We start from the raw sequence: 20,994 nt of genomic DNA, 5'->3' as shown, positions 1-20,994 counted from the left end.
CGGGCGTACAGTCGGCGGCAGCTCGTTAAATCAGCTAATTAATTTCCGGCGGTGCGTCGCGGTGACGATGCGTCGCCGGTAACGATAGGAGAGTTCACACGATGGCACGCACAGACAACGACAGCTGGGACCTGGCCTCCAGTGTGGGCGCCACCGCGACCATGGTGGCGGTGGGCCGCGCGGTGGCGAGCCGCGGAAACGGCACCGCCCGGCCGCTGATCAGCGACCCCTACGCCGAGCCCCTGGTGCGCGCGGTGGGCGTGGAGCTGTTCAGCAAGCTGGCCAGCGGCGAGCTCAGCCCGGCCGACTTCGGCGACGGCGAGGGCGAGGACGGGGCGATGACGCTCTCGCGGATGTCCGACAACATGGCCGTGCGCACCCGATTCTTCGACGAGTTCTTCCTCACCGCTTGCAGCGACGACACAGCGGGTATCCGGCAGGCCGTCATCCTGGCATCCGGGCTGGACGCCCGCGCCTACCGGCTCGACTGGCCGGCAGGCACCACCGTCTTCGAGATCGACCAACCCGACGTGATCGAGTTCAAGACCCGGGTGCTGGCCGCCCAGGGCGCCCGGCCCGCCGCCGATCGTCGGACGGTCGCCGTCGACCTGCGTGACGACTGGCCGGCCGCGCTGCACGCCGCGGGTTTCGACTCGTCCGTGCCGACCGCATGGAGCGCGGAGGGACTGCTCGCCTACCTGCCGGCCGATGCGCAGGACCGGTTGCTGGACACCGTCACCGCGCTGTCGGCGCCGGGCAGCAGGTTCGCCATCGAGAGCACACCTCCGCTGGACCCCGGCGACGAGGACGCCGCCCGCCGGCGCATGCGGGAGGCCGCCGAGCGGATGCGCAGCCACGGCCTCGACCTCGACCTCACCGAGTTGGTCTACTTCGGTGATCGCAATGACGCCGCCACCTACCTCGCCGAGCGCGGATGGCGGCTCAACAGCCACAGCATCAACGAGCTGTTCGCCGAACACGGGCTGCCGCCGATCGAGGAAGCTGAAGGTTACAGCGGGCTGACCTATGTCAGCGCGGTCCTGGGAGGAGGGCGCTGATGGCACGCAGCGGTGGCGCACGATCTGCCGGGGACAGCTGGGATCTGGCGTCCAGTGTGGGCACGACTGCGACGATGGTCGCGGTCGCCCGCGCATTGGCCAGCCGGGAACCCGACGCGCTGATCGACGACCCGTTCGCCGCGCCGCTGGTGCGCGCGGTCGGGATCGACTTCTTCAACCGGCTGCTCGACGGCGAGCTGGAACCCGCGGTGGCCCAGGACGCCGAGGCCACCGCCCGGCCGATGACCGAGGTGATGGCGGTGCGCACCCGGTTCTTCGACGACTTCTTCGTCGACGCTTGGACCGACACAGCCGCGGGCGCGGGCATCCGGCAGGCGGTCATCTTGGCCTCCGGACTGGATTCGCGGGCCTATCGGCTGGCTTGGCCGGAGGGCAGCGTCGTCTACGAGATCGACCAGCCGGAGGTGATCGAGTTCAAGTCCCGCACGCTGGCTGAATTCGGCGCCGAGCCCACAGCGCATCGCCGGACCGTGGCCGTCGACCTGCGCGATGATTGGCCGGCGGCCTTGCGCCGCAGCGGTTTCGACGAGAAGAAACCGACCGCGTGGAGCGCGGAGGGTCTGCTCATCTATCTGCCGCCGGAGGCGCAGGATCGATTGTTCGACAACATCACCGCGTTGAGCGCGCCGGGCAGCCGGCTGGCCACCGAATATCACCCCGACGGCGCGGCAGCACTCACCGATTCGAACCAGTCGATGGGCAGGCGCTTCGCCGACCAGGGCCTGGATCTCGACATCGCCGACCTGGTCTACGCCGGCGAGCGGCGGCCCGCCGGCGACTACCTGACCGAGCAGGGCTGGCAGGTCAGCAGTCGCACCCGGACTGAAGTTTTCGCAGCCTATGGACGCAGCTTTCCCGACGACGCCGAAGTCGTGGCGCGGCTGCGCAATTCGGTCGCGATCGAGGCCGTTCGCACCTAGCGTGCTGAGTCAGGCCACCAGTTCGCTGCCGTCGAGCCACGACAGGTCGAAGCCACCGAAGAGCCCGTCCGGCGCGAAGATGTTGTGGTCCGCGGCGAGCAGTCCCGGCAGTTCGGAGAACTCCGCCGAACCCGACAGCGGCGGGTCGGTCGGCGCGATGACTCCGGATCCGGTCAGCAGTGCAACACCCTTGGCCATCAGTTGGGTGGTGTCCACCACCAGACCGCCGACGAAGTCGTTGATCTGCTGGGCGAATTCGGCCAGTCCACTGATCAAGAAGATGTCCTGGTCGACGATCGTCTGCAGGAACTTGTCGATGTCGTTGACCACGCCGTTGAGAAAGTAGGGGATGGTGCCGACGACCGTACGGATCGCCAGGGTGATGTCGTTGCCGATATTCGGGTAGCCGTACATCGCGATCGCCGACAGCAGTGCCTGCTTGAGATCGTCGGGGGCGACGGTGCTGTCCACGATGCTCGGGTCGAGATACATCGGGCTGCCGTCGAAATCCGACCGCATCGGGGCTCCGAGCAGCGCCAGGATCGTCGGCGTGATGTCGGCGATCGAGTAGTTCAGATTCTGGCTGCCGTCGGTGGCGGAGTCGCCGCCTTGGTCGAAGATGACGAACTGCGTCGTCTCGTTGGGCGACTGGAAGCCGTGCCCGAAGCCCAGCGACTGCTGGTGGCCGTGGTCGGTGGTGATGATGATCGACCATTCGTCGCCGGTTTCCGCCCTGGCCTCGGCTACCGCGGCCAGGATCTGTTGGATGTTGGCTCCGACATTCATGACGGCCTGCGCGTATTCCTCGGACCCGCCGCCGAACGAGTGCCCAGCCTCGTCGACCTGCACCTGGTAGGAGAACAGGAAGCTCGAGATGTCGAGCGGGTTGTCCTTGGTAGCCAGGATCTGGGCGATGGTTTGTGCGGTGACCTCCGCGTCGGTGTCGGCCCAGCTGTCCTGGAAGGGGATGAAGAGGTTGTTGTCGGCCGGGAAGGCGCCCGCAGCGCCGATGTCGTTGATGTAGTCCCAGTCGGCGATCACCGAGGTGTTGATGTTCGGGTCGTGGGCCTCGAGCAGGTTGAACACCGTCGGCCACTGGTCGTAAGGCTGGGGGTTGAACACGTTGTTGAACACACCGTGCTTGTCGTCCCACACGCCGGTGAGGATCGTCGACCACGACGGGCCGGAGATCGTGGTGTGGTTGACCTCGGTTGCGGCTCCGGTGATGCCCTGGTCCATCGCCGTCTTGAACCCGCTGTCGTCGCCGTAGGCGTACTGCAGGATCTTGTCGAGGTTGGTGCCGTCGGTGCCGATCAGCAGGACGTGCTCGGCGGCCAGCAGCCAGTCCAGCGCGGACGGACCCACATAGCCGATCGGCGCCCCGATCGCCGCCCCCGTTCCGGCAACCATGCCGACGACGGCCGTACCACACAGAAACTTCTTGATTGATGTCACGATCGTTTCCCTCGTCGAAGTTCGGCCAGCCAACTGGCGGCGATACTAACAGATACCCCAGCGAAAACTCAGGTTCTTCCACGAGTGCGCTAATTTTCTCTATATCGGCGTTGAAGAAACACTAGAGGCTACCGGCCGCGCGACGGCGGTCTTCTCCCCGGTCGGGGGCGAAATCGCGGTTCGACCACAGCCGAGCGCCGTGCCACGGTATAACCGCACCGATGGTGCTCAAAGTTAAGGTTCCGCCGGACCTGATCGACGGTGGCGTCGCCGAGGGCTACGGCAAGGTCGCCGACGCGTTCCGCGCCAATTTCGCCGGCGGCCGCGAGGTGGGCGCCGCGGTCGCGGTGTATCGCGACGGCATCAAAGTCGTCGACCTGTGGGGCGGCTACCGCGATGGCGTCACCATGCAGCCCTGGCAGCAGGACACCCTGGTCAACGTCTTCTCCACCACCAAGGGTGTGGCGGCCCTGGCCGTGGCATTGGCGGTGTCGCGCGGACTGTTCGGCTACGACGACAAAGTGGCCGAACACTGGCCGGAGTTCGCCCAGGCCGGCAAGGACGACATCACGGTCCGCCAACTGCTCTGCCATCAGGCCGGCTTGTGTGTGCTCAAGCCGGCACCCACCCTGGCCGATGTCGCCGACCCGGAACGGCTGGCGCCGATACTCGCCGCGCAGCGGCCGATTTGGCCGCCCGGCGCCCGCCACGGCTATCACGCGATCACGCTCGGCTGGTATGAGTCCGAGCTGATCCGTCGCACCGACCCGGCCGGCCGTACCCTGGGCCGGTTTCTCGCCGAGGAGATCGCCGGGCCCCTCGGACTGGACTTCTACATCGGTCTGCCGACTTCACTGTCGCGCGACCGGGTGGCGCTGTTACATCACTGGAAGCGGGCCGAGTCGCTGCTGCACCTCAAGGTGATGCCGATGCGCATGGTCGCCGCCTCGTTCAACCCGGTCGGTCTGCTGGCCCGCGCGGGGTGCCTTCCCAGCGACGTCGCTCCGTGGGACGGTGACTACAACCGCGAAGAAGTGCGCGCGATCGAGATCCCCTCGGCCAACGGGATCGGCACCGCCTCGGCGATCGCACGCCTCTACGGCGCCGCGGCAACCGCAGACCCCGCGCTGCCCCTGAGCTCCGTCGTGCGCGATGCACTCACCGTGACGCCGACGCCACCGCGCCTCGGTGAACGCGACAAGGTGCTGGGCGTCAAGACCCGCTTCGCGCTGGGGCTGTCAAAACCGGCGTTCGGCGCTGTCTTCGGCTCGTCCGATAAGGCTTACGGCACACCGGGTTTCGGCGGATCGCTCGGGTTCGCCGATCCCGATACCGGTATCGGCTTCTCCTACGTGATGAACCGCCTCGGCTTTCACCTCTACAGCGATCCTCGTGAACTCGCACTGCGTCAGGCGCTGTTCCGCGACGTGCTGGGCGCCAGACCCCAGACCTGACCTTGTCTGATGGCGGGGTGACTACAGGTGCTCCGGGCAGTAATGCGCGGTGGAGATCGCGGCGAACTCGCCCGCTTTCTGGATGGTGAAGCCGGGGTTGGTGGTCTGCACCGCGACGACGGTGTCCATCGGGGACAGTCCGGCGTCCATCAGCTGGCACACCGCGCGACCGGCGGAGACGGCGGCCTGGTCGTTTCCGGTGTGGATCAGACCGGCACCGGTCAGCGTGGCGAGGAACTGCCCGTCAACTCCCGTGGGTGCGGCCTGGGCGGGAGCGGCGAGGCCGATCATCGCGCTCAGACCCGCCAACAGCAGTAACCGTTTCATGGCTGTAAGCATGCGTGGCGCTCGTTAAGCGCGCGTTACCGAGCTTTTGCTGTCGCGCAAGCGTTTGTTGAATCTGTGTTACATCCTCACCAGTGCGATTCCCCGAGCCACAGCACCTGGGCACCGTTGATCGATCTCCCCGCCTGCTCCACGATCCCGGTCAGCGAGCGCACCAGCAGGGCCCCGACGGCATCGGACAACGCGGCCGCCGGCTGCGAGGACTGGCGCGGCCGGATGAACTCCCACAATGACGAGCCGGGATAGGACACGGTGCGGATCTGCGCGTCGGCGTCGAGTCCGGCCAGCACCTTGGCGCGCCGCACTGCGGTGCGTAGTCCGCCCAACTCGTCGACCAGGCCGCGTTCCGCGGCGTCTGCGCCGGTCCATACCCGTCCGCGCGCCACCGCGTCGACCGCCTCGGTGGACAGGTTGCGGCCTTGCGCGACCCGCGCCACGAAGTCGTTGTAGAACAGGTCGGCTTCGGTCTCGACTTGTCCCTGCTGTTCGGCGGTGAACGGGGCGTTGATCGACCAGGCGTCGGCGTTGGCGCCGGTGCGCACGGTGTCGGTGCCGACTCCGAGGCGGTCCTTGAGCTCGCGGGCGACCAGCTTGCCGGTCACCACCCCGATAGATCCGGTGATGGTGCCGGGGTTGGCGACGATGGCGTCGGCACCCGCGGAGATGTAGTAGCCGCCGGAGGCGGCGACCGCGCCCATCGACGCCACCACCGGTTTGCCGGCTTCCCGTGCCTGCTGCACCGCCCGCCAGATGGTCTCCGACCCGGTGACCGACCCGCCCGGGCTGTCCACCCGGAGCACGATCGCGGTGACATCGTCGTCGGCGGCGGCCTCGCGCAGGGCCGCGGCGATCGTGTCGCCGCCGACACTGCGGTTGCCGAAGGGTGACAGTTGCGGCCCCCCGGAGCCGCTGACGATCGGCCCGGCCACCGTCACCACGGCGATGGCCGGCTTGGTCTTGCGGCCGGGGATGGGCGGCAGGGACGTTGTCGACGGACGCCCGGCGGTCGCGTTCGCGTACCGCGTCAGATACAGCCGAGGCGGGGCGTCGGGGCCATCGGCATCAGCTGCCGAATCCCCTTGGCCGCCGGCAAGTTCAGCCATCCGGCCGTAGGCCTCGTCGCGGAAGCCGATCCGGTCGATCAGGCCAGACCGGAGGGCGTCTTCACGCAGCAGCGGCGCCCGATCGGCCAGTTCATCTACCGTGCCGGCGTCCAGATTCCGGGATTCGGCGACGGCCTGGCGCACCTGCGTGTGCAGGCTTTCCACCAGCGCGGTGTCGGCCTCCCGGTGCGCGTCGGTGTAGGAATCCTGGGTGAACAGGTTGGCCGCCGACTTGTATTCGCCGCGGGCGACGAACTGTGCCTCGATTCCGGCCTTGTCCAGTGCGGTGCGCAGGAACGTCGCATTGGTGGCGAAGCCGATCAGCCCGAGTGTCCCGGACGGTTGCATCCACACCTCGCCGAACGCCGACGCCAGGTAGTAGGACAAGGTGCCCGGGTAGGTCTCCGCCCACGCCAACGACGGCTTGACCGCGGTGAAGTCGGCGATCGCGGCCCGAAGCTCCTGGACCGGTCCGGCCGCCGCGGACGAAAGCTGCACCCGCGCAATGAGTCCGGCGACCCTGGGGTCTTCGGCCGCGCGGTGGATGGCAGCCACCACGTCACGCAGCACCGGCGGCTGGCTCCCGGAACGGATCAGCGTCAGCGGGTCGAAACCGCCGGTTTCGTGCGGCAACGACTGCAGGTCGAGTTCGAGCACGACCCCGTCGGGCACGCCGTGGTGTCGAGCGGTGTCGATGCGACGGGCAACGCCGCGCAGGTCATCCAGGCCGGGCACCCCGGGCAGCAGGGAGAACATGCATTTCAGCCTACCGGCGTGGCCTGGCCCAGTTCTCAAGCTCGGGGGCGCTACCCGACGATGCTCCCGGGAGCGCCGGCACCTCCCGCGCCGCCCGTGCTACCGCTGGGTGCACTACCCGGAGAGCCCGGGTCGCCGTTCGCCGAGCCACCGGTGCCACCGGTGCCGCCGGTTCCCCCGGCGCCGCCGTTTCCGCCGTTGCCCCCAACGCCGCCGTCACCGGTAAAGACTCCGATGAAGTCACCGCCGGCCGCGCCGCCGGTGCCACCGTCGCCGCCGTTGGTGCCGGCCGCCGTACCCGAGCCACCCTTGCCGCCGGCGCCGCCGTCACCGCCGACGGCACTCAAGGCGTTACCGCCACCGGCACCGCCGGTGCCACCGGCGCCGCCGGTGCTGCCGGCCGCGGTGCCGGCAGCGCCGCCGGTGCCACCGGCGCCGCCTGTGCTGCCGGGTGCGAGACCGAGGAGGTTGTCGCCACCCTCGCCGCCGGTGCCCCCCTGGCCGCCGACACTGCCGACCCCGCTGCCGCCGGCGCCACCGGTACCGCCGGCGCCGCCTGCGCCGCCGGCCAACGCGCCGACAACGTTGCTGCCACCGGTGCCGCCGGTGCCGCCCTGGCCGCCGACACTGCCGACCCCGCTGCCGGCGGCGCCACCGGTTCCGCCGGTGCCGCCAGTGCTACCGACTGCCAGACCGGCGAGGTTGGTGCCGCCGGTGCCGCCGGTCCCGCCCTGGCCGCCGACACTTCCGTCGGCGTTGCTCGCGGCACCGCCGTTGCCGCCGGTGCCGCCCTTGCCGCCGCCGAGGGTTCCGGCCAGGCCGTCACCGCCGTGCCCGCCCTCGCCGCCTTGACCGGCGATGCTGTCGGCCTGGCTCGCGGCGGCACCGCCGGTGCCGCCCGTGCCGCCGAGTCCACCGGTAGAACCACCGATCAAGGTGATACCCGCATCGCCGCCGTCGCCACCGACACCACCCGCGCCGCTGACCCCGGCCGCTCCTTGGGTGGCTCCGCTGCCGCCGCCCACTCCGGCCACCCCGCCGGTGCCGCCGTGGCCGCCCTGAGCACCGGAGCCACCCAGACCGACCAGGACGCTGCCGCCCTCTCCGCCGGCACCGCCGACTCCACCGTCGCCGCCGTCGCCGTTGCTGCCGGCGGCTCCACCGTTGGAGGTTCCGGCCACACCACCTACCCCGCCGACACCACCGACACCACCGGTTCCGCCCTGTTGCGGCCCCAAAACGCTGGCCAGGGCATCCGCACCGTCTCCACCGGCGCCGGCGGTCCCACCGGTCCCGCCGTCGCCGCCGTTGCCGGCGTTGAACCCGTCTCCACCGGCGCCGCCGACGCCACCCGCCCCGGCATTGCCGCCGGTCTGTGGCGGTGTGGAGACGACGACGACATTGGTGCCGTCGGCGCCGTCCATTCCGGTGCCGCCCTTGCCGCCGTCGCCGCCGTCGCCGCCGTCGCCCTGCTGGGCGTGCGTAACGTTGTCGGCTTCCAGACCGCCCTGACCGCCGGTGCCGCCGGTGCCACCCTTCCCACCGGTTCCACCGGCGGTGTTCACCGAGTTGGAGGCGGTTCCCTGGGCGCCGTTGCCGCCCAGGCCGCCGTCACCGCCGACGCCCGCGTGACCGTCGGCGCCGCCGCTGCCGGCGCTACCGGCGTCCGCCGGGTTGTTTCCGGCCCCGTCGAGGCCGCCGGCGCCCGCGGTGCCGGCAGCGCCGCCGTGGCCGGCGTTGCCGCCGGTGCCACCCGTCCCGCCATTGCCGCCATCGGCACCATTCGCCGTGGGCGAGGTGTATCCGGTGCCGCCGGTGCCGCCCGCCCCGCCGTCGCCGCCCTGGCCGCCGTCACCGGCGTCACCGCCCTTCCCGCCGGCACCGACGCTGCCGTTGGTGCTGCCGGTGCCCGCGGCGCCACCCTGGCCACCGGTACCGCCGTTGCCGCCGGTGCCGCCGTCGATGCCATCGCCGCCGGTGCCGCCGGTGCCGCCGGTGGTGCTGCCCACCGTTCCCGCCGTCCCGGTGTTGCCGGTGCTGCCGTTGCCGCCGGTGGTGCCGGTCGCGCCGTCGCCGCCGACGCCACCCTCGCCGCCGTTGCCGCCGACACCTTGCACACCGGTGGCGCCGTCTGTTCCCGAGTCGGCCCGGTCGACACCCGCCCCGTTCAGGCCGCCGAGGCCTGCGGTGCCGCCCTCGCCGCCGTCACCGCCGGTTCCGCCTGCGCCGCCGATGCCACCATTGCCGCCGGACAGCCCGGTGGTGCCGGGTTGGTCGTAGCCGGCGCCGCCGGTGCCGCCGTTGCCGCCGGTTCCGCCCTGGCCGCCGGTGCCACCGTTGCCGCCGACACCGCCGGCACCCACCACGCCGTCCGTGGAACCCGTGCCCGCCGCGCCGCCCTGGCCGCCGGCCCCGCCGTTGCCGCCCGCTTGACCCTGCCCACCGGTGTGCCCGGTCTCGCCGGTGCCACCGTCGGGCGTCGCGCTGGTTCCCGCCGTGCCCACGCCACCGTCCGGACCAGTCGTTCCGATTCCGCCGGCTGCGCCGTTGCCACCGTTGCCGCCCAGGCCGCCGTTGCCGCCGGCGCCCTGCGCACCAACCGCGCCATCGGCACCCGAGTTCGCCTGCCCGCCCGCACCGGTCCCACCGGCACCACCCTGGCCGGCCGCACCCCCAGCACCCCCGGCACCACCGGAACCACCAACGGCACCATCACCACCAGACGTGCCCGCCGCCGCACTCAGATCCGTCGCAGCGTCATACCCATCCCCACCATGACCGCCGCCACCACCGGTGCCACCAGTCCCGCCATTGCCCCCGGCACCACCAACACCACCAAGACCCTGGCTGCCATCGGTCGAACCATGACCGGCCGCACCACCATTGCCCCAGCACCACCATCACTGCCCGCACCACCGATCTGACCGGTACCACCAGCAGTACCAGCAGTAGCCGCCGTCGTCGCCGTGCCATCGATGCCGTCATCACCGGCCGAACCGACCCCACCAGCCACCCCATCAAAGCCGCGACCACCCACACCACCATCGCCACCATCACCACCGACACCCTGAGCGCCATCAAAACCACTCGCCGACCCAGCAGCGGTCAAACCACCCTTACCGCCGACACCCCCATCACCACCAGCACCACCATCTTGACCCACACCCCCAGCCACCCCGGCCTGCGTCGAATCATCACCATCAGCGCCATCAGCACCATTCCCACCCCGACCACCGGCACCACCAGAACCGGCTGTGCCATCAGTGCCACTGGCGGCCTGGCCACCGCCACCCACACCGCCGGCGCCACCCGCCGCGGCATTACCGCCGTTGCCACCAGCGCCACCGGTCTCACCATCAGCACCCGCCGTGGCGCCATCGGCACCAAGAGCACCCGTCGACCCATCACCGCCGGAACCACCATTGCCACCAACACCACCGGCACCCTGATTGCCGGTGACGCCATCAGCACCCGAGTCAGCCTGCCCGCCCGCACCGGTCCCACCAGCACCACCCTGGCCGGCCGCACCCCCAGCACCCCCGGCACCACCGGAACCACCAACGGCACCATCACCACCAGACGTGCCCGCCGCCGCACTCAGATCCGTCGCAGCGTCATACCCATCCCCACCATGACCGCCGCCACCACCGGTGCCACCAGTCCCGCCATTGCCCCCGGCCCCACCAACACCACCAAGACCCTGGCTGCCATCGGTCGAACCATGACCGGCCGCACCACCATTGCCCCCAGCACCACCATCACTGCCCGCACCACCGATCTGACCGGTACCACCAGCAGTACCAGCAGTAGCCGCCGTCGTCGCCGTGCCATCGATGCCGTCATCACCGGCCGAACCGACCCCACCAGCCACCCCATCAAAGCCGCGACCACCCACACCACCATCGCCACCATCACCACCGACACCCTGAGCGCCATCAAAACCACTCGCCGACCCAGCAGCGGTCAAACCACCCTTACCGCCGACACCCCCATCACCACCAGCACCACCATCTTGACCCACACCCCCAGCCACCCCGGCCTGCGTCGAATCATCACCATCAGCGCCATCAGCACCATTCCCACCCCGACCACCGGCACCACCAGAACCGGCTGTGCCATCAGTGCCACTGGCGGCCTGGCCACCGCCACCCACACCGCCGGCGCCACCCGCCGCGGCATTACCGCCGTTGCCACCAGCGCCACCGGTCTCACCATCAGCACCCGCCGTGGCGCCATCGGCACCAAGAGCACCCGTCGACCCATCACCGCCGGAACCACCATTGCCACCAACACCACCGGCACCCTGATTGCCGGTGACGCCATCAGCACCCGAGTCAGCCTGCCCGCCCGCACCGGACCCACCGGCACCACCCTGGCCGGCCGCACCCCCAGCACCCCCGGCACCACCGGAACCACCAACGGCACCATCACCACCAGAAGTACCCGCCGCCGCACTCAGATCCGTCGCAGCGTCATACCCATCCCCACCATGACCGCCGCCACCACCGGTGCCACCAGTCCCGCCATTGCCCCCGGCACCACCAACACCACCAAGACCCTGGCTGCCATCGGTCGAACCATGACCGGCCGCACCACCATTGCCCCCAGCACCACCATCACTGCCCGCACCACCGATCTGACCGGTACCACCAGCAGTACCAGCAGTAGCCGCCGTCGTCGCCGTGCCATCGATGCCGTCATCACCGGCCGAACCGACCCCACCAGCCACCCCATCAAAGCCGCGACCACCCACACCACCATCGCCACCATCACCACCGACACCCTGAGCGCCATCAAAACCACTCGCCGACCCAGCAGCGGTCAAACCACCCTTACCGCCGACACCCCCATCACCACCAGCACCACCATCCTGACCCACACCCCCAGCCACCCCGACCTGCGTCGAATCATCACCATCAGCGCCATCAGCACCATTCCCACCCCGACCGCCATCACCCCCCTGCCCCGCGACTCCATCACCGCCGTCGCCGGCGCCGCCGGTACCGCCCTTCCCGGCGTCACCGCCATCACCGCCGGTACCGCCGGTCATGCCATTCGCACCCGCGGTCATACCGGCGTCACCGGTTGCACCGGTGGCGCCATTGCCACCGGACCCGCCCTCGCCGCCGGTGCCCAACAGGCTGCCGTCCCCACCCAGGCCGCCATTGCCGCCGCTGGTGCCCGGCGCCGCGTTCGGATCACTGGCGGCGTCGTAGCCGTCGCCCCCGTCACCGCCGTTGCCCTGCTGGCCGGACGGGCCATTACCGGCGTTGCCGTCCGAACCAGGTGTCGAACCGGATCCACCGTCACCGGCTGCGCCGGCCTCACCGACCACGCCGCCGTCGCCGCCGTTGCCGGCATCGGGATGCGTGGCGATCCCGTCGGCGCCACGGCCCCCGTCGGCGGCCATACCCGCGTCGCCGCCGTTGCCACCGCTGCCACCGACGCCCTGGCTGCCGGCGGTCGCGCCGTTGATGCCCGCGCCGCCGGCACCGCCATCGCCGCCCTGACCGCCGGCCGCGCCGCTACCGCCCGCACCACCGTTCCCGCCGTTGCCGGTGCCCGCGTTGTCGAACGTGCCGGCTGCACCCTGCACGCCGTCACCGCCGTCGCCGCCGTTGCCTCCGGTGGCTCCGGCACCGCCCTGGCCGCCGTGATGACCCGCACCGGAGCCGGTACCGCCGGCGCCGCCGGTGCCACCCGACTGGCCGGCGAAGCCGTCGGCACCGGCCTCGCCCGGCTGGGTACCCGAGCCGCCGTTGGCGCCGTTGGCCCCTGCGGTGCCGTCGCCGCCATCGCCGCCGTTGCCGCTGCCGATGGCGTCGCCGCCATTGCCGCCACTGCCGCCGTTGGCGCCTCCGTCGCCGCCGTCGGCGCCGTCGCCCTGCACGGCGCCGCCATCCCCGCCGTCACCGCCGTCACCACCGGTGCCGGTGCCCTGCCCGGCGCCGCCGTTCCCGCCGGTCCCGCCGTTGCCGACCTGGGTGCCGCCGTCACCGCCGGCGCCGCCGTTTCCGCCGTCGGCATCGTCGCCGCCGCCTCCGCCGTGGCCGCCGGCCCCGCCGTTGCCGATGGTTCCGCCGCTGCCACCGGCTCCGCCGGCACCGCCGGACAGCCCGGGTGTCGTCGAGGTGAAGCCATCGCCGCCGTCACCGCCGTGGGTGTCGGTGGGTGCCGGACCGGATCCGTCGGCCCCGCCGCTGCCCGCCACTCCGGTGCCGGTGGATCCGCCGGTACCGGCTGCGCCGCCGGCGCCGCCCGCGCCGGTGGTGCCGGCGTCGCCGGCGTTACCGCCCGCGCCGCCATCCACCTGGTTCGCGTCGCCGTCGGCGCCGTCGCCGCCGATCCCCCCGGCTGCGGCATTGCCTCCGGCGCCGCCGTCGCCGCCGTTGCCGTTGCTGCCGGCCGCCCCGGCCGGCGAGGTCGCCGCGCCTCCGTTGCCACCGGCACCACCAGCGCCGCCGGTCCCACCGCTGCCTCCGGCTTGTCCGTCATTGCCCGCGTCGCCGGCGTTGGCACCGTTGGTTCCGGCCAGCCCGGCGACCCCATCACCGCCCCGACCGCCATCGCCGGCATTACCGCCGGCCCCTCCGGTGGCACCGGTACCGCCCGCGCCACCGCTGCCACCGGTACCGCCACTGCCGCCGGACGTGCCCGGCGCCGCACCGGCAGCGAGCGCGTCATATCCGGCTCCGCCATTACCGCCGATACCTCCGGCGGCACCATTGCCGTCGGCAGCGCGGGTGGTGCCGTCGGCTTCCAATCCGCCCTGACCGCCGCTGCCGCCGGCGCCGCCGTTACCACCGGCGGTTCCGTTCGGGGCGGCGGCGGTGCCGTCGATGCCGTCGATGCCATCGCCGCCCTTGCCCCCGTTGCCGCCGATCCCGGCATGGCCGTCGGCGCCGTCGGCGGCAACCACGCCGTCGCCGCCCACACCACCGGCGCCACCGCGCCCGGCATCCCCGCCATTGCCGCCGCTGATTCCGGCGGTGCCATTCGGGTCGCCGGCCGTCCCGTCGGTCCCGGCCGCGCCGTCGGCGCCATCGCCGCCGTCTTTGCCGTCCCCGCCGATACCGCCGGCCCCGGCCGTGCCGTTCGTACCCGCGGCACCGGATCCACCGAACAACCACGCGCCCGCCCCGCCAGCGCCGGCCTGTCCACCGGCGCCGCCGTTGCCACCGGCGCCGCCGTTACTTCCGTTGCCGCCACTGCCGTCACCGCCGCCGGCGAAGGAGCCCTCGGCACCGTCGAAGCCGCTGCCGCCCGCGCCGCCCCCGCCGCCGGCACCGCCGGCGCCGCCGTTACCGCCGATGCCGAGCCACGTCGAACCGGCCCCGCCGTCGCCGCCTTTACCGCCCGCCGTGCCCGTACCGCCGTCGCCGCCAGCCACCCCGGCGGCCGAGGAGTCCGCACCGTCGGCGCCGGTCAGACCCGCGCCGCCCTTGCCTCCGTTGCCTCCGTTGCCCCACGCACCCATGCCGAAGAAGTCTTGGGCCTGACCCGAGGACCCGCCGTTGCCACCGTCCCCAGCCACCAGCGTCGCCGTCGCAGCGCCACCGGCTCCGCCATCGCCGCCGTGGCCCCACATCTCGCCACCATGACCGCCGTTACCACCATCAGCACCCAGACCGCCGGCGCCACCATCACCACCGTTGCCGATACCACCGGCGTGGCCGCCGTTACCGCCGGCTACACCCTCGATGTCCGAGGTCCAGCCGTTACCGCCGTCGCCGAACCAGAGCCCACCGGCCTGGCCGTTCACGCTGCTCTCGGTGCCGTCGGCGCCGTTGCAGATCATCCCGCAGAAGTTCTCGGTGAACGGCGCGAAGACCTGGTTGATCACGCCATTGACCTGCGACCCGAAATCAGAGTTGATCCAGTCCTGCAAAAGTGCATGCAGCGGCATGTAGAAGTAGGTGTCCCACAGCTGGGCTATCTCCATCCCAGTCGCATCAGCCGAATCGGGCAGATCCCAGGCCGAGCCGATCCACTCGGGCGGAAGTGCTTGAGAGTCGGCTTCCAGACCGAACCACCCCAGAAAATCGTCAAACCCGAAGTCCGCACGGGCGTCCGGTGGGGCCGCCATCGGCGCCATCCCGAATGCCAGGAAGGCGGCCACGGCGCTACCCGCTCCAACGGCACGGCGAGAGGCGCCGCCGCGCCCCCCGGTGGATCCTGAACGCAGCCGACGCCTCATATGCCCAACGCCTTCCCAGCAGACCGACCCCGGCCGAGTGACTACCGTCACTCACCTCATGTTATATAAGGCTGTGAGATACATAGCAAGAACTCAATTTACGTCTGCGTCAATCCGCCTGTTTCAGACAAAAAATCGCACCCCATCTGGTGGGATGGGGTGCGATCCGGGTGACGTCTTTTCCTGGAGAAACCTTACAGTTCGGTGGCCGTGCCTCCGGCTGCGGTGATCTTCTCGCGGGCGCTACCGCTGAACTTATGCGCGGAGATGTCGGCCTTGACGGTGAGCTTGCCGTCGCCGAGCACCTTGACCAGCGTGTTCTTGCGAACGGCGCCCTTGGCCACCAGCTCGTCGAGCCCGATGGTGCCGCCGGATGGGAACAGCCGGTTGATGTCGCCGACGTTGACGACCTCGTACTCGGTACGGAACCGGTTGCGGAAGCCCTTCAGCTTGGGCAGCCGCATGTGGATCGGCATTTGTCCGCCCTCGAACCGGACCGGCACGTTCTTGCGGGCCTTGGTGCCCTTGGTGCCGCGGCCCGCGGTCTTGCCCTTCGAGCCCTCACCGCGACCGACGCGGGTGCGCTTGGTCTTCGACCCGGGCGCGGGGCGCAGGTCGTGCAGCTTGATGGTCATTCGGCTTCCTCCACTTGCACGAGGTGGTGGACAACCCGGATCAGACCACGGGTCTGGGGGTTGTCTTCACGCACCACCGACTGGCGGATCTTGCGCAGACCCAGGGTGCGCAGGCTCTCGCGCTGCTTCCAGCGCGCACCGATGGTGCCACGGATCTGGGTGATCTTCAGGTTTGCCATGGTTATGCCGTGCCTTCCCGCGCGGCACTGGCGGCGAGCGCCTCGCTCTCCCGCCGCGCCTTGAGCATCGAGGCCGGCGCCACGTCTTCGATGGGCAGACCCCGCCGGGCGGCCACCTCTTCGGGACGCTGCAGCATCTTCAGCGCGGCCACGGTGGCGTGCACCACGTTGATCGCATTGTCGCTGCCCAGCGACTTGGACAGGATGTCGTGCACCCCGGCGCATTCCAGCACGGCGCGCACCGCGCCGCCGGCGATCACACCGGTACCCGGGCTGGCCGGGCGCAGGAACACCACACCGGCGGCCTTTTCGCCCTGGACCGGGTGGGTGATAGTGCCACCGATCAGCGGCACCCGGAAGAAGCTCTTGCGGGCTTCCTCGACACCCTTGGCGATCGCGGCCGGAACTTCCTTGGCCTTGCCGTAGCCGACCCCGACCATGCCCTTGCCGTCGCCGACGATCACCAGCGCGGTGAAGCTGAACCGGCGGCCACCCTTGACCACCTTGGACACCCGGTTGATCGCGACGACGCGCTCCAGGTAGTTGCTCTTGTCGCCGTCCCGGTTGTCACGGCCGCCGCGACCACCGTCGCGGCCACCGCGCCCGCCCCGGTTGTCACGGCTGTCACGCCCGTCGGTACGGGGGGCGTTGCCCGTGTCGGGACCTGTCGAGGAGGCCCCCGTCGGCTGCTCCGCCATCATGCGGTCCTTCCAGTCATGTTCATGAAGTCAGTCATCTGGCGCATCAGAACTTCAATCCGCCCTCGCGTGCCGCGTCGGCCAACGCCGCGATACGTCCACCGTAGGTGTAGCCGCCGCGGTCGAAGACCACGGTCTGCACGCCGGCGGCCTTGGCGCGCTCGGCGATGAGCTGGCCGACCCGCACACTGTGCGCCTTCTTGTCGCCGTCGACACCCCGCACGTCGGCCTCGATCGAGGACGCCGCAGCCAGTGTGTGACCGGCCAGGTCGTCGACCAGCTGCACGTGGATGTGCCGCGAGGAGCGGTGCACCACCAGGCGCGGACGCTCGGCGGTCCCGGCGATCTTCTTGCGCAGCCGCGCGTGCCGACGCACCCGGTGGTTGCGCCGCACCTCCGAGGCGTTCTGCCCGACGGGCTTGTGCGCCGCGGTGTCTGCTGGTGATTGCGCCATGGCTACTTACCTGTCTTTCCGACCTTGCGGCGTACCTGCTCACCCTCGTAACGCACGCCCTTGCCCTTGTAGGGGTCGGGGCGGCGCAGGCGGCGGATGTTCGCCGAGATCTGACCGACCTTCTGCTTGTCGATGCCCGAGATCGAGAACTTGGTGGGCGTCTCCACCGCGAAGGTGATGCCCTCGGGAGCCTTGATCAGCACCGGGTGGCTGTAGCCCAGGGCGAACTCGAGGTCGGAGCCCTTGAGCACCACGCGGTATCCGACGCCGAAGATCTCCATCTTGCGGACGTAGCCCTCCGAGACGCCGGTGACCAGGTTCGCCACCAGGGTGCGGCTCAGACCGTGCAGCGAGCGGTTGCGACGCTCGTCGTCGGGACGGGTGACCACCAGGGTGCCGTCGTCGTTGCGTGCCACCCGGATGGGCTCGGCGACCGTGAGTTCCAGGGTGCCCTTGGGCCCCTTGACCGACAGCTGCTGGCCGTCGATCGTCACATCGACCCCGGACGGGACCGGGATCGGCTGCTTACCAATACGCGACATGTCTGCTACTCCCTCACCACACGTACGCGAGGACTTCGCCGCCCACGCCCTGTCTGGCCGCCTGACGGTCGGTGAGCAGACCCGACGACGTGGAGATGATCGCCACGCCCAGGCCGCCGAGCACCCGCGGCAGGTTGGTCGACTTCGCGTAGACCCGCAGTCCGGGCTTGGACACCCGGCGCAGACCGGCGAGGCTGCGCTCCCGGTTCGGGCCGTACTTGAGGTTGACTACCAGCGCCTTGCCCACCCGGGCTTCTTCGACGTGGTAGTCGGTGATGTAACCCTCGCGCTTGAGGATCTCGGCGATGTTGGCCTTGATCTTCGAGTGCGGCAGGGTCACCTCGTCGTGATACGCCGAGTTGGCGTTGCGCAGACGGGTCAAGAAGTCCGCGATCGGGTCCGTCATAGTCATTTAGCGCTGCTCCTCCGCCGTCACCAGCTGCTCTTCTGCACACCGGGCAGTTCGCCGGCGTGCGCCATCTCGCGAAGGCAGATTCGGCACAGGCCGAACTTGCGGAGTACCGCGCGCGGACGGCCGCACTTGTTGCAGCGGGTGTAGGCGCGCACCGCGAACTTGGGCTTGCGGGCCGCCTTGTTAACCAACGCTTTCTTCGCCATCTGGTCACTTCTCCTTGAACGGAAAGCCGAGAGCCCGCAGCAGCGCTCGCCCTTCGTCGTCGTTCGTCGCCGAGGTGACGACGGTGATGTTCATGCCACGCGGGCGGTCGATCGAGTCCACGTCGATCTCGTGGAACATCGACTGCTCGGCCAGCCCGAAGGTGTAGTTGCCGGAGCCGTCGAACTGCTTGGGCGACAATCCGCGGAAGTCGCGGATACGCGGCAGCGCGATCGAGGTGAGCCGGTCCAGGAACTCCCACATCCGGTCACCGCGCAGCGTCACCCGGGCGCCGATCGGCATACCCTCGCGCAGCTTGAATTGGGCGATCGACAGGCGGGCCTTGCGGATCTCCGGCCGCTGGCCGGTGATCAACGCCAGGTCGTTGACCGCGTTGTTGATCAGCTTGGCGTCGCGGGCGGCTTCTCCGACGCCCATGTTCACGACGACCTTGACCACGCCCGGGATCTGCATCACGTTGGCGTAGTTGAACTCTTTGTTCAGCGCGTCCCGGATCTCCTCGCGGTAGCGCACTTTGAGCCGGGGCTGGATCTTCTCTGCCGTAGTCATCCCTAGATGTCCTTGCCGTTGCGCTTGGAGACGCGAACCTTCTTGCCGGACTCGGCGTCCACCCGGTAGGCGATCCGGGTGGGCTTTCCGTCGGAGTCGACGACCATCACGTTGGAGACGTGGATCGGGGCCTCCTGCGTGACGATCCCGCCCGAGGACGCACCGGCTTGGTTGGCCGAGTTCGCGACGTGCTTCTTGATCCGGTTGACGCCCTGGACCAGCACCCGGTTGCGGGTGGGGTAGGCCTTGAGGACCTTGCCCTTGGCGCCCTTGTCCTTGCCGGCGATGACCAGCACGGTGTCGCCCTTGTGGACCTTCATCTACAACACCTCCGGGGCCAGCGAGACGATCTTCATGAACCGCTTCTCCCGCAGCTCGCGGCCGACCGGCCCGAAGATGCGGGTTCCGCGCGGGTCGTTGTCGGCCTTGATGATCACCGCGGCGTTCTCGTCGAACTTGATGTAGCTGCCGTCGGCGCGGCGACGTTCCTTGACGGTGCGAACCACCACGGCCTTGACGACGTCACCCCGCTTGACGTTGCCGCCCGGGATGGCGTCCTTCACGGTCGCCACGATGACATCACCGATGCCGGCGTAGCGCCGCGACGAGCCGCCGAGCACCCGGATGCACAAGATCTCCTTGGCACCTGTGTTGTCGGCGACCTTCAACCGCGATTCCTGCTGAATCACCAGATCTCCTCAATTTTCGGGTCGACGCGCGGCATGGCAGGGCTAGCCGGCCAGCCGGAATCCTCCCGGACGTGCGTGGTCTTCCAGTTCTTGCGTGGTCGAAGAGCACGCAGGGCCAACTTGCGCTGGCCGAGGTCTGCTCTCGGCAACCCCTGAAGTCTAGGTCACGGGGCGTAAAGCACCAAATCCATGAGGCTTATCCGCCCAGCGTGCGCGTTTGTCCCGCAACACGCCGGGTACGACGTACAACTATGCACGCTCGCGGCCAGGCCCTCGAAGACCCGGACCGCTTCGCCGGCCGACACGTGGTCACCGTCGTGTGCGGCAGCAGCGTCGAAGCCGCCGACTTTCAGCGTGGGGTGGGGCCGGGTCCCCGACCGTGAGGGTGCGTACTTGTACGCGACACGCCGGGGCAAGGCGTACAGACACGCTCGTTCGCGCGATCACTCCCCGCCCGTCACGCAGCGAAACCCGATGTGGCTGGTAGCGGTGTCCTGCGACTGCGGAGAGCGGGCCGCGGCCCGGTAGCGGTGGCAGTACTCCGGCGCGCACAGGTGCGATCCACCCTTGAGGGTCTGGTTGACGCCCGGATCGGCGGGCCCGACCGGCGCGCAACAGGCCTTCGGGGAGGAATCGAGCCGGTGATGACCGACGAACTCGGTGGTCGTCCACTCCCACACGTTGCCGATCATGTCCACCAACCCCCACCCGTTGGGTGGAAACGTCCCCACCGGCGACGTGCCGGACCAGCCGTCGTTGCGGTAGGGAAAGGCGCCCTGCCAGGTATTGGCCATCACGACGCCGCCCGGCTTCTCCATGTCGCCCCAGGTATAGGTGGTGCTCAGGCCGGCCCGGGCGGCGTACTCCCATTCGGCTTCGCTCGGCAACCGCCGCCCGGCCCAGCGGGCGTAGGCGGCCGCGTCGGGATAGGCGACCTGGACCACAGGGTGATCCGGCTTGTCGTCGACGGTGCTGCCCGGGCCGAGCGGTTGCCGCCAACTCGCGCCGGGTACCCACCGCCACCACTGCCGCCAGTCGCGCAGATCGACCGGCCCGGCGGTGGGGGCGAAGACCAACGCGCCCGGTTCGGCGGCGAAAGCCGGATCAAGTTCCTGTTCGGCGACACTCACATACCCTGTCGCAGCGACAAATTCGGCGAACTGGGCATTGCTCACCGGATGCCGCTCGATCGCGAACGCCGCCACCGACACGGTGTGAATCGGAGCCTCTTCGGGATAGAAACTCGTCGAGCCCATCCGGAACGACCCGCCCGGTATCTCCACCAGTTCGGTCAGCATCGCC

The 20,994-nt window shown here is 70.1% G+C and carries 19 protein-coding genes; 3 read left to right on the top strand and 16 right to left on the bottom strand.

The window, feature by feature from the left end; translation table 11 throughout:
• The first annotated feature begins 101 nt into the window (after positions 1-101).
• Positions 102-1,058 (top strand): class I SAM-dependent methyltransferase, encoded by a 957-nt coding sequence (locus tag G6N23_RS03745; RefSeq protein ID WP_085261366.1) that lies wholly within the window; start codon positions 102-104, stop codon positions 1,056-1,058.
• Positions 1,058-1,999 carry a class I SAM-dependent methyltransferase gene (locus tag G6N23_RS03740; RefSeq protein WP_085261367.1) on the top strand — a complete coding sequence of 314 codons (942 nt, stop codon included), beginning with the start codon at positions 1,058-1,060 and terminating at the stop codon, positions 1,997-1,999. The genes G6N23_RS03745 and G6N23_RS03740 overlap by 1 nt, the downstream gene beginning before the upstream one ends.
• Before the next feature lie 9 nt (positions 2,000-2,008).
• Here G6N23_RS03740 and G6N23_RS03735 read toward each other — a convergent pair whose 3' ends face one another.
• On the bottom strand, positions 2,009-3,454 hold the full coding sequence (locus tag G6N23_RS03735; RefSeq protein WP_085261368.1) for an alkaline phosphatase family protein: 1,446 nt from the start codon (positions 3,452-3,454) through the stop codon (positions 2,009-2,011).
• 221 nt (positions 3,455-3,675) lie between these two features.
• On the opposite strand from G6N23_RS03735, the gene G6N23_RS03730 reads away from it, so the two are divergent.
• The gene (locus tag G6N23_RS03730) at positions 3,676-4,908 is read left to right on the top strand and encodes a serine hydrolase domain-containing protein (RefSeq protein WP_085261369.1); all 1,233 of its coding nucleotides are present in this window, start codon (positions 3,676-3,678) and stop codon (positions 4,906-4,908) included.
• 21 nt (positions 4,909-4,929) lie between these two features.
• Here G6N23_RS03730 and G6N23_RS03725 read toward each other — a convergent pair whose 3' ends face one another.
• The 15 genes from G6N23_RS03725 to G6N23_RS03655 form a co-directional block, all read right to left on the bottom strand.
• On the bottom strand, positions 4,930-5,235 hold the full coding sequence (locus G6N23_RS03725; RefSeq protein ID WP_197701532.1) for a DUF732 domain-containing protein: 306 nt from the start codon (positions 5,233-5,235) through the stop codon (positions 4,930-4,932).
• 86 nt (positions 5,236-5,321) lie between these two features.
• On the bottom strand, positions 5,322-7,112 hold the full coding sequence (gene sppA, locus G6N23_RS03720; protein ID WP_085261371.1) for a signal peptide peptidase SppA: 1,791 nt from the start codon (positions 7,110-7,112) through the stop codon (positions 5,322-5,324).
• Between the two features lie 50 nt (positions 7,113-7,162).
• Positions 7,163-9,616 (bottom strand): collagen-like protein, encoded by a 2,454-nt coding sequence (locus tag G6N23_RS22355; RefSeq protein WP_163769695.1) that lies wholly within the window; start codon positions 9,614-9,616, stop codon positions 7,163-7,165.
• A 236-nt stretch (positions 9,617-9,852) separates the two neighbouring features.
• Entirely contained in the window at positions 9,853-15,231 is a 5,379-nt protein-coding gene (locus tag G6N23_RS22550) for a PGRS repeat-containing protein (protein WP_163769694.1), read from the bottom strand.
• 272 nt (positions 15,232-15,503) lie between these two features.
• On the bottom strand, positions 15,504-15,944 hold the full coding sequence (gene rplO / locus G6N23_RS03705; RefSeq protein WP_085261825.1) for a 50S ribosomal protein L15: 441 nt from the start codon (positions 15,942-15,944) through the stop codon (positions 15,504-15,506).
• The gene (rpmD, locus tag G6N23_RS03700; RefSeq protein WP_085261824.1) at positions 15,941-16,123 is read right to left on the bottom strand and encodes a 50S ribosomal protein L30; all 183 of its coding nucleotides are present in this window, start codon (positions 16,121-16,123) and stop codon (positions 15,941-15,943) included. The genes rplO and rpmD overlap by 4 nt, the downstream gene beginning before the upstream one ends.
• Positions 16,124-16,125: 2 nt before the next feature.
• Positions 16,126-16,824 carry a 30S ribosomal protein S5 gene (rpsE, locus tag G6N23_RS03695; protein WP_085261823.1) on the bottom strand — a complete coding sequence of 233 codons (699 nt, stop codon included), beginning with the start codon at positions 16,822-16,824 and terminating at the stop codon, positions 16,126-16,128.
• A 43-nt stretch (positions 16,825-16,867) separates the two neighbouring features.
• On the bottom strand, positions 16,868-17,275 hold the full coding sequence (gene rplR, locus G6N23_RS03690; protein WP_085261822.1) for a 50S ribosomal protein L18: 408 nt from the start codon (positions 17,273-17,275) through the stop codon (positions 16,868-16,870).
• 2 nt (positions 17,276-17,277) lie between these two features.
• On the bottom strand, positions 17,278-17,817 hold the full coding sequence (gene rplF / locus G6N23_RS03685) for a 50S ribosomal protein L6 (RefSeq protein ID WP_085261821.1): 540 nt from the start codon (positions 17,815-17,817) through the stop codon (positions 17,278-17,280).
• A gap of 13 nt (positions 17,818-17,830) precedes the next feature.
• Positions 17,831-18,229, bottom strand: a complete 399-nt coding sequence (gene rpsH, locus G6N23_RS03680) for a 30S ribosomal protein S8 (RefSeq protein WP_085261820.1) — start codon at positions 18,227-18,229, stop codon at positions 17,831-17,833.
• Between the two features lie 20 nt (positions 18,230-18,249).
• Entirely contained in the window at positions 18,250-18,435 is a 186-nt protein-coding gene (locus tag G6N23_RS03675) for a type Z 30S ribosomal protein S14 (protein WP_019737213.1), read from the bottom strand.
• A 4-nt stretch (positions 18,436-18,439) separates the two neighbouring features.
• Entirely contained in the window at positions 18,440-19,003 is a 564-nt protein-coding gene (rplE, locus tag G6N23_RS03670; protein WP_085261819.1) for a 50S ribosomal protein L5, read from the bottom strand.
• Between the two features lie 2 nt (positions 19,004-19,005).
• Positions 19,006-19,323 (bottom strand): 50S ribosomal protein L24, encoded by a 318-nt coding sequence (gene rplX / locus G6N23_RS03665; RefSeq protein WP_085261818.1) that lies wholly within the window; start codon positions 19,321-19,323, stop codon positions 19,006-19,008.
• Positions 19,324-19,692 carry a 50S ribosomal protein L14 gene (gene rplN / locus G6N23_RS03660; RefSeq protein ID WP_003883432.1) on the bottom strand — a complete coding sequence of 123 codons (369 nt, stop codon included), beginning with the start codon at positions 19,690-19,692 and terminating at the stop codon, positions 19,324-19,326.
• Positions 19,693-20,135: 443 nt separating this feature from the next.
• Complete coding sequence (locus G6N23_RS03655) at positions 20,136-20,990, bottom strand: formylglycine-generating enzyme family protein (RefSeq protein ID WP_085261817.1); 855 nt, start codon at positions 20,988-20,990, stop codon at positions 20,136-20,138.
• Positions 20,991-20,994: the final 4 nt, after the last annotated feature.

The organism is Mycolicibacter terrae (assembly GCF_010727125.1).
In the GTDB taxonomy this organism is placed as follows: domain Bacteria; phylum Actinomycetota; class Actinomycetes; order Mycobacteriales; family Mycobacteriaceae; genus Mycobacterium; species Mycobacterium terrae.
Note: the sequence above shows the minus strand (reverse complement) of the source record. Positions and strands in the feature narration are given on the sequence as shown.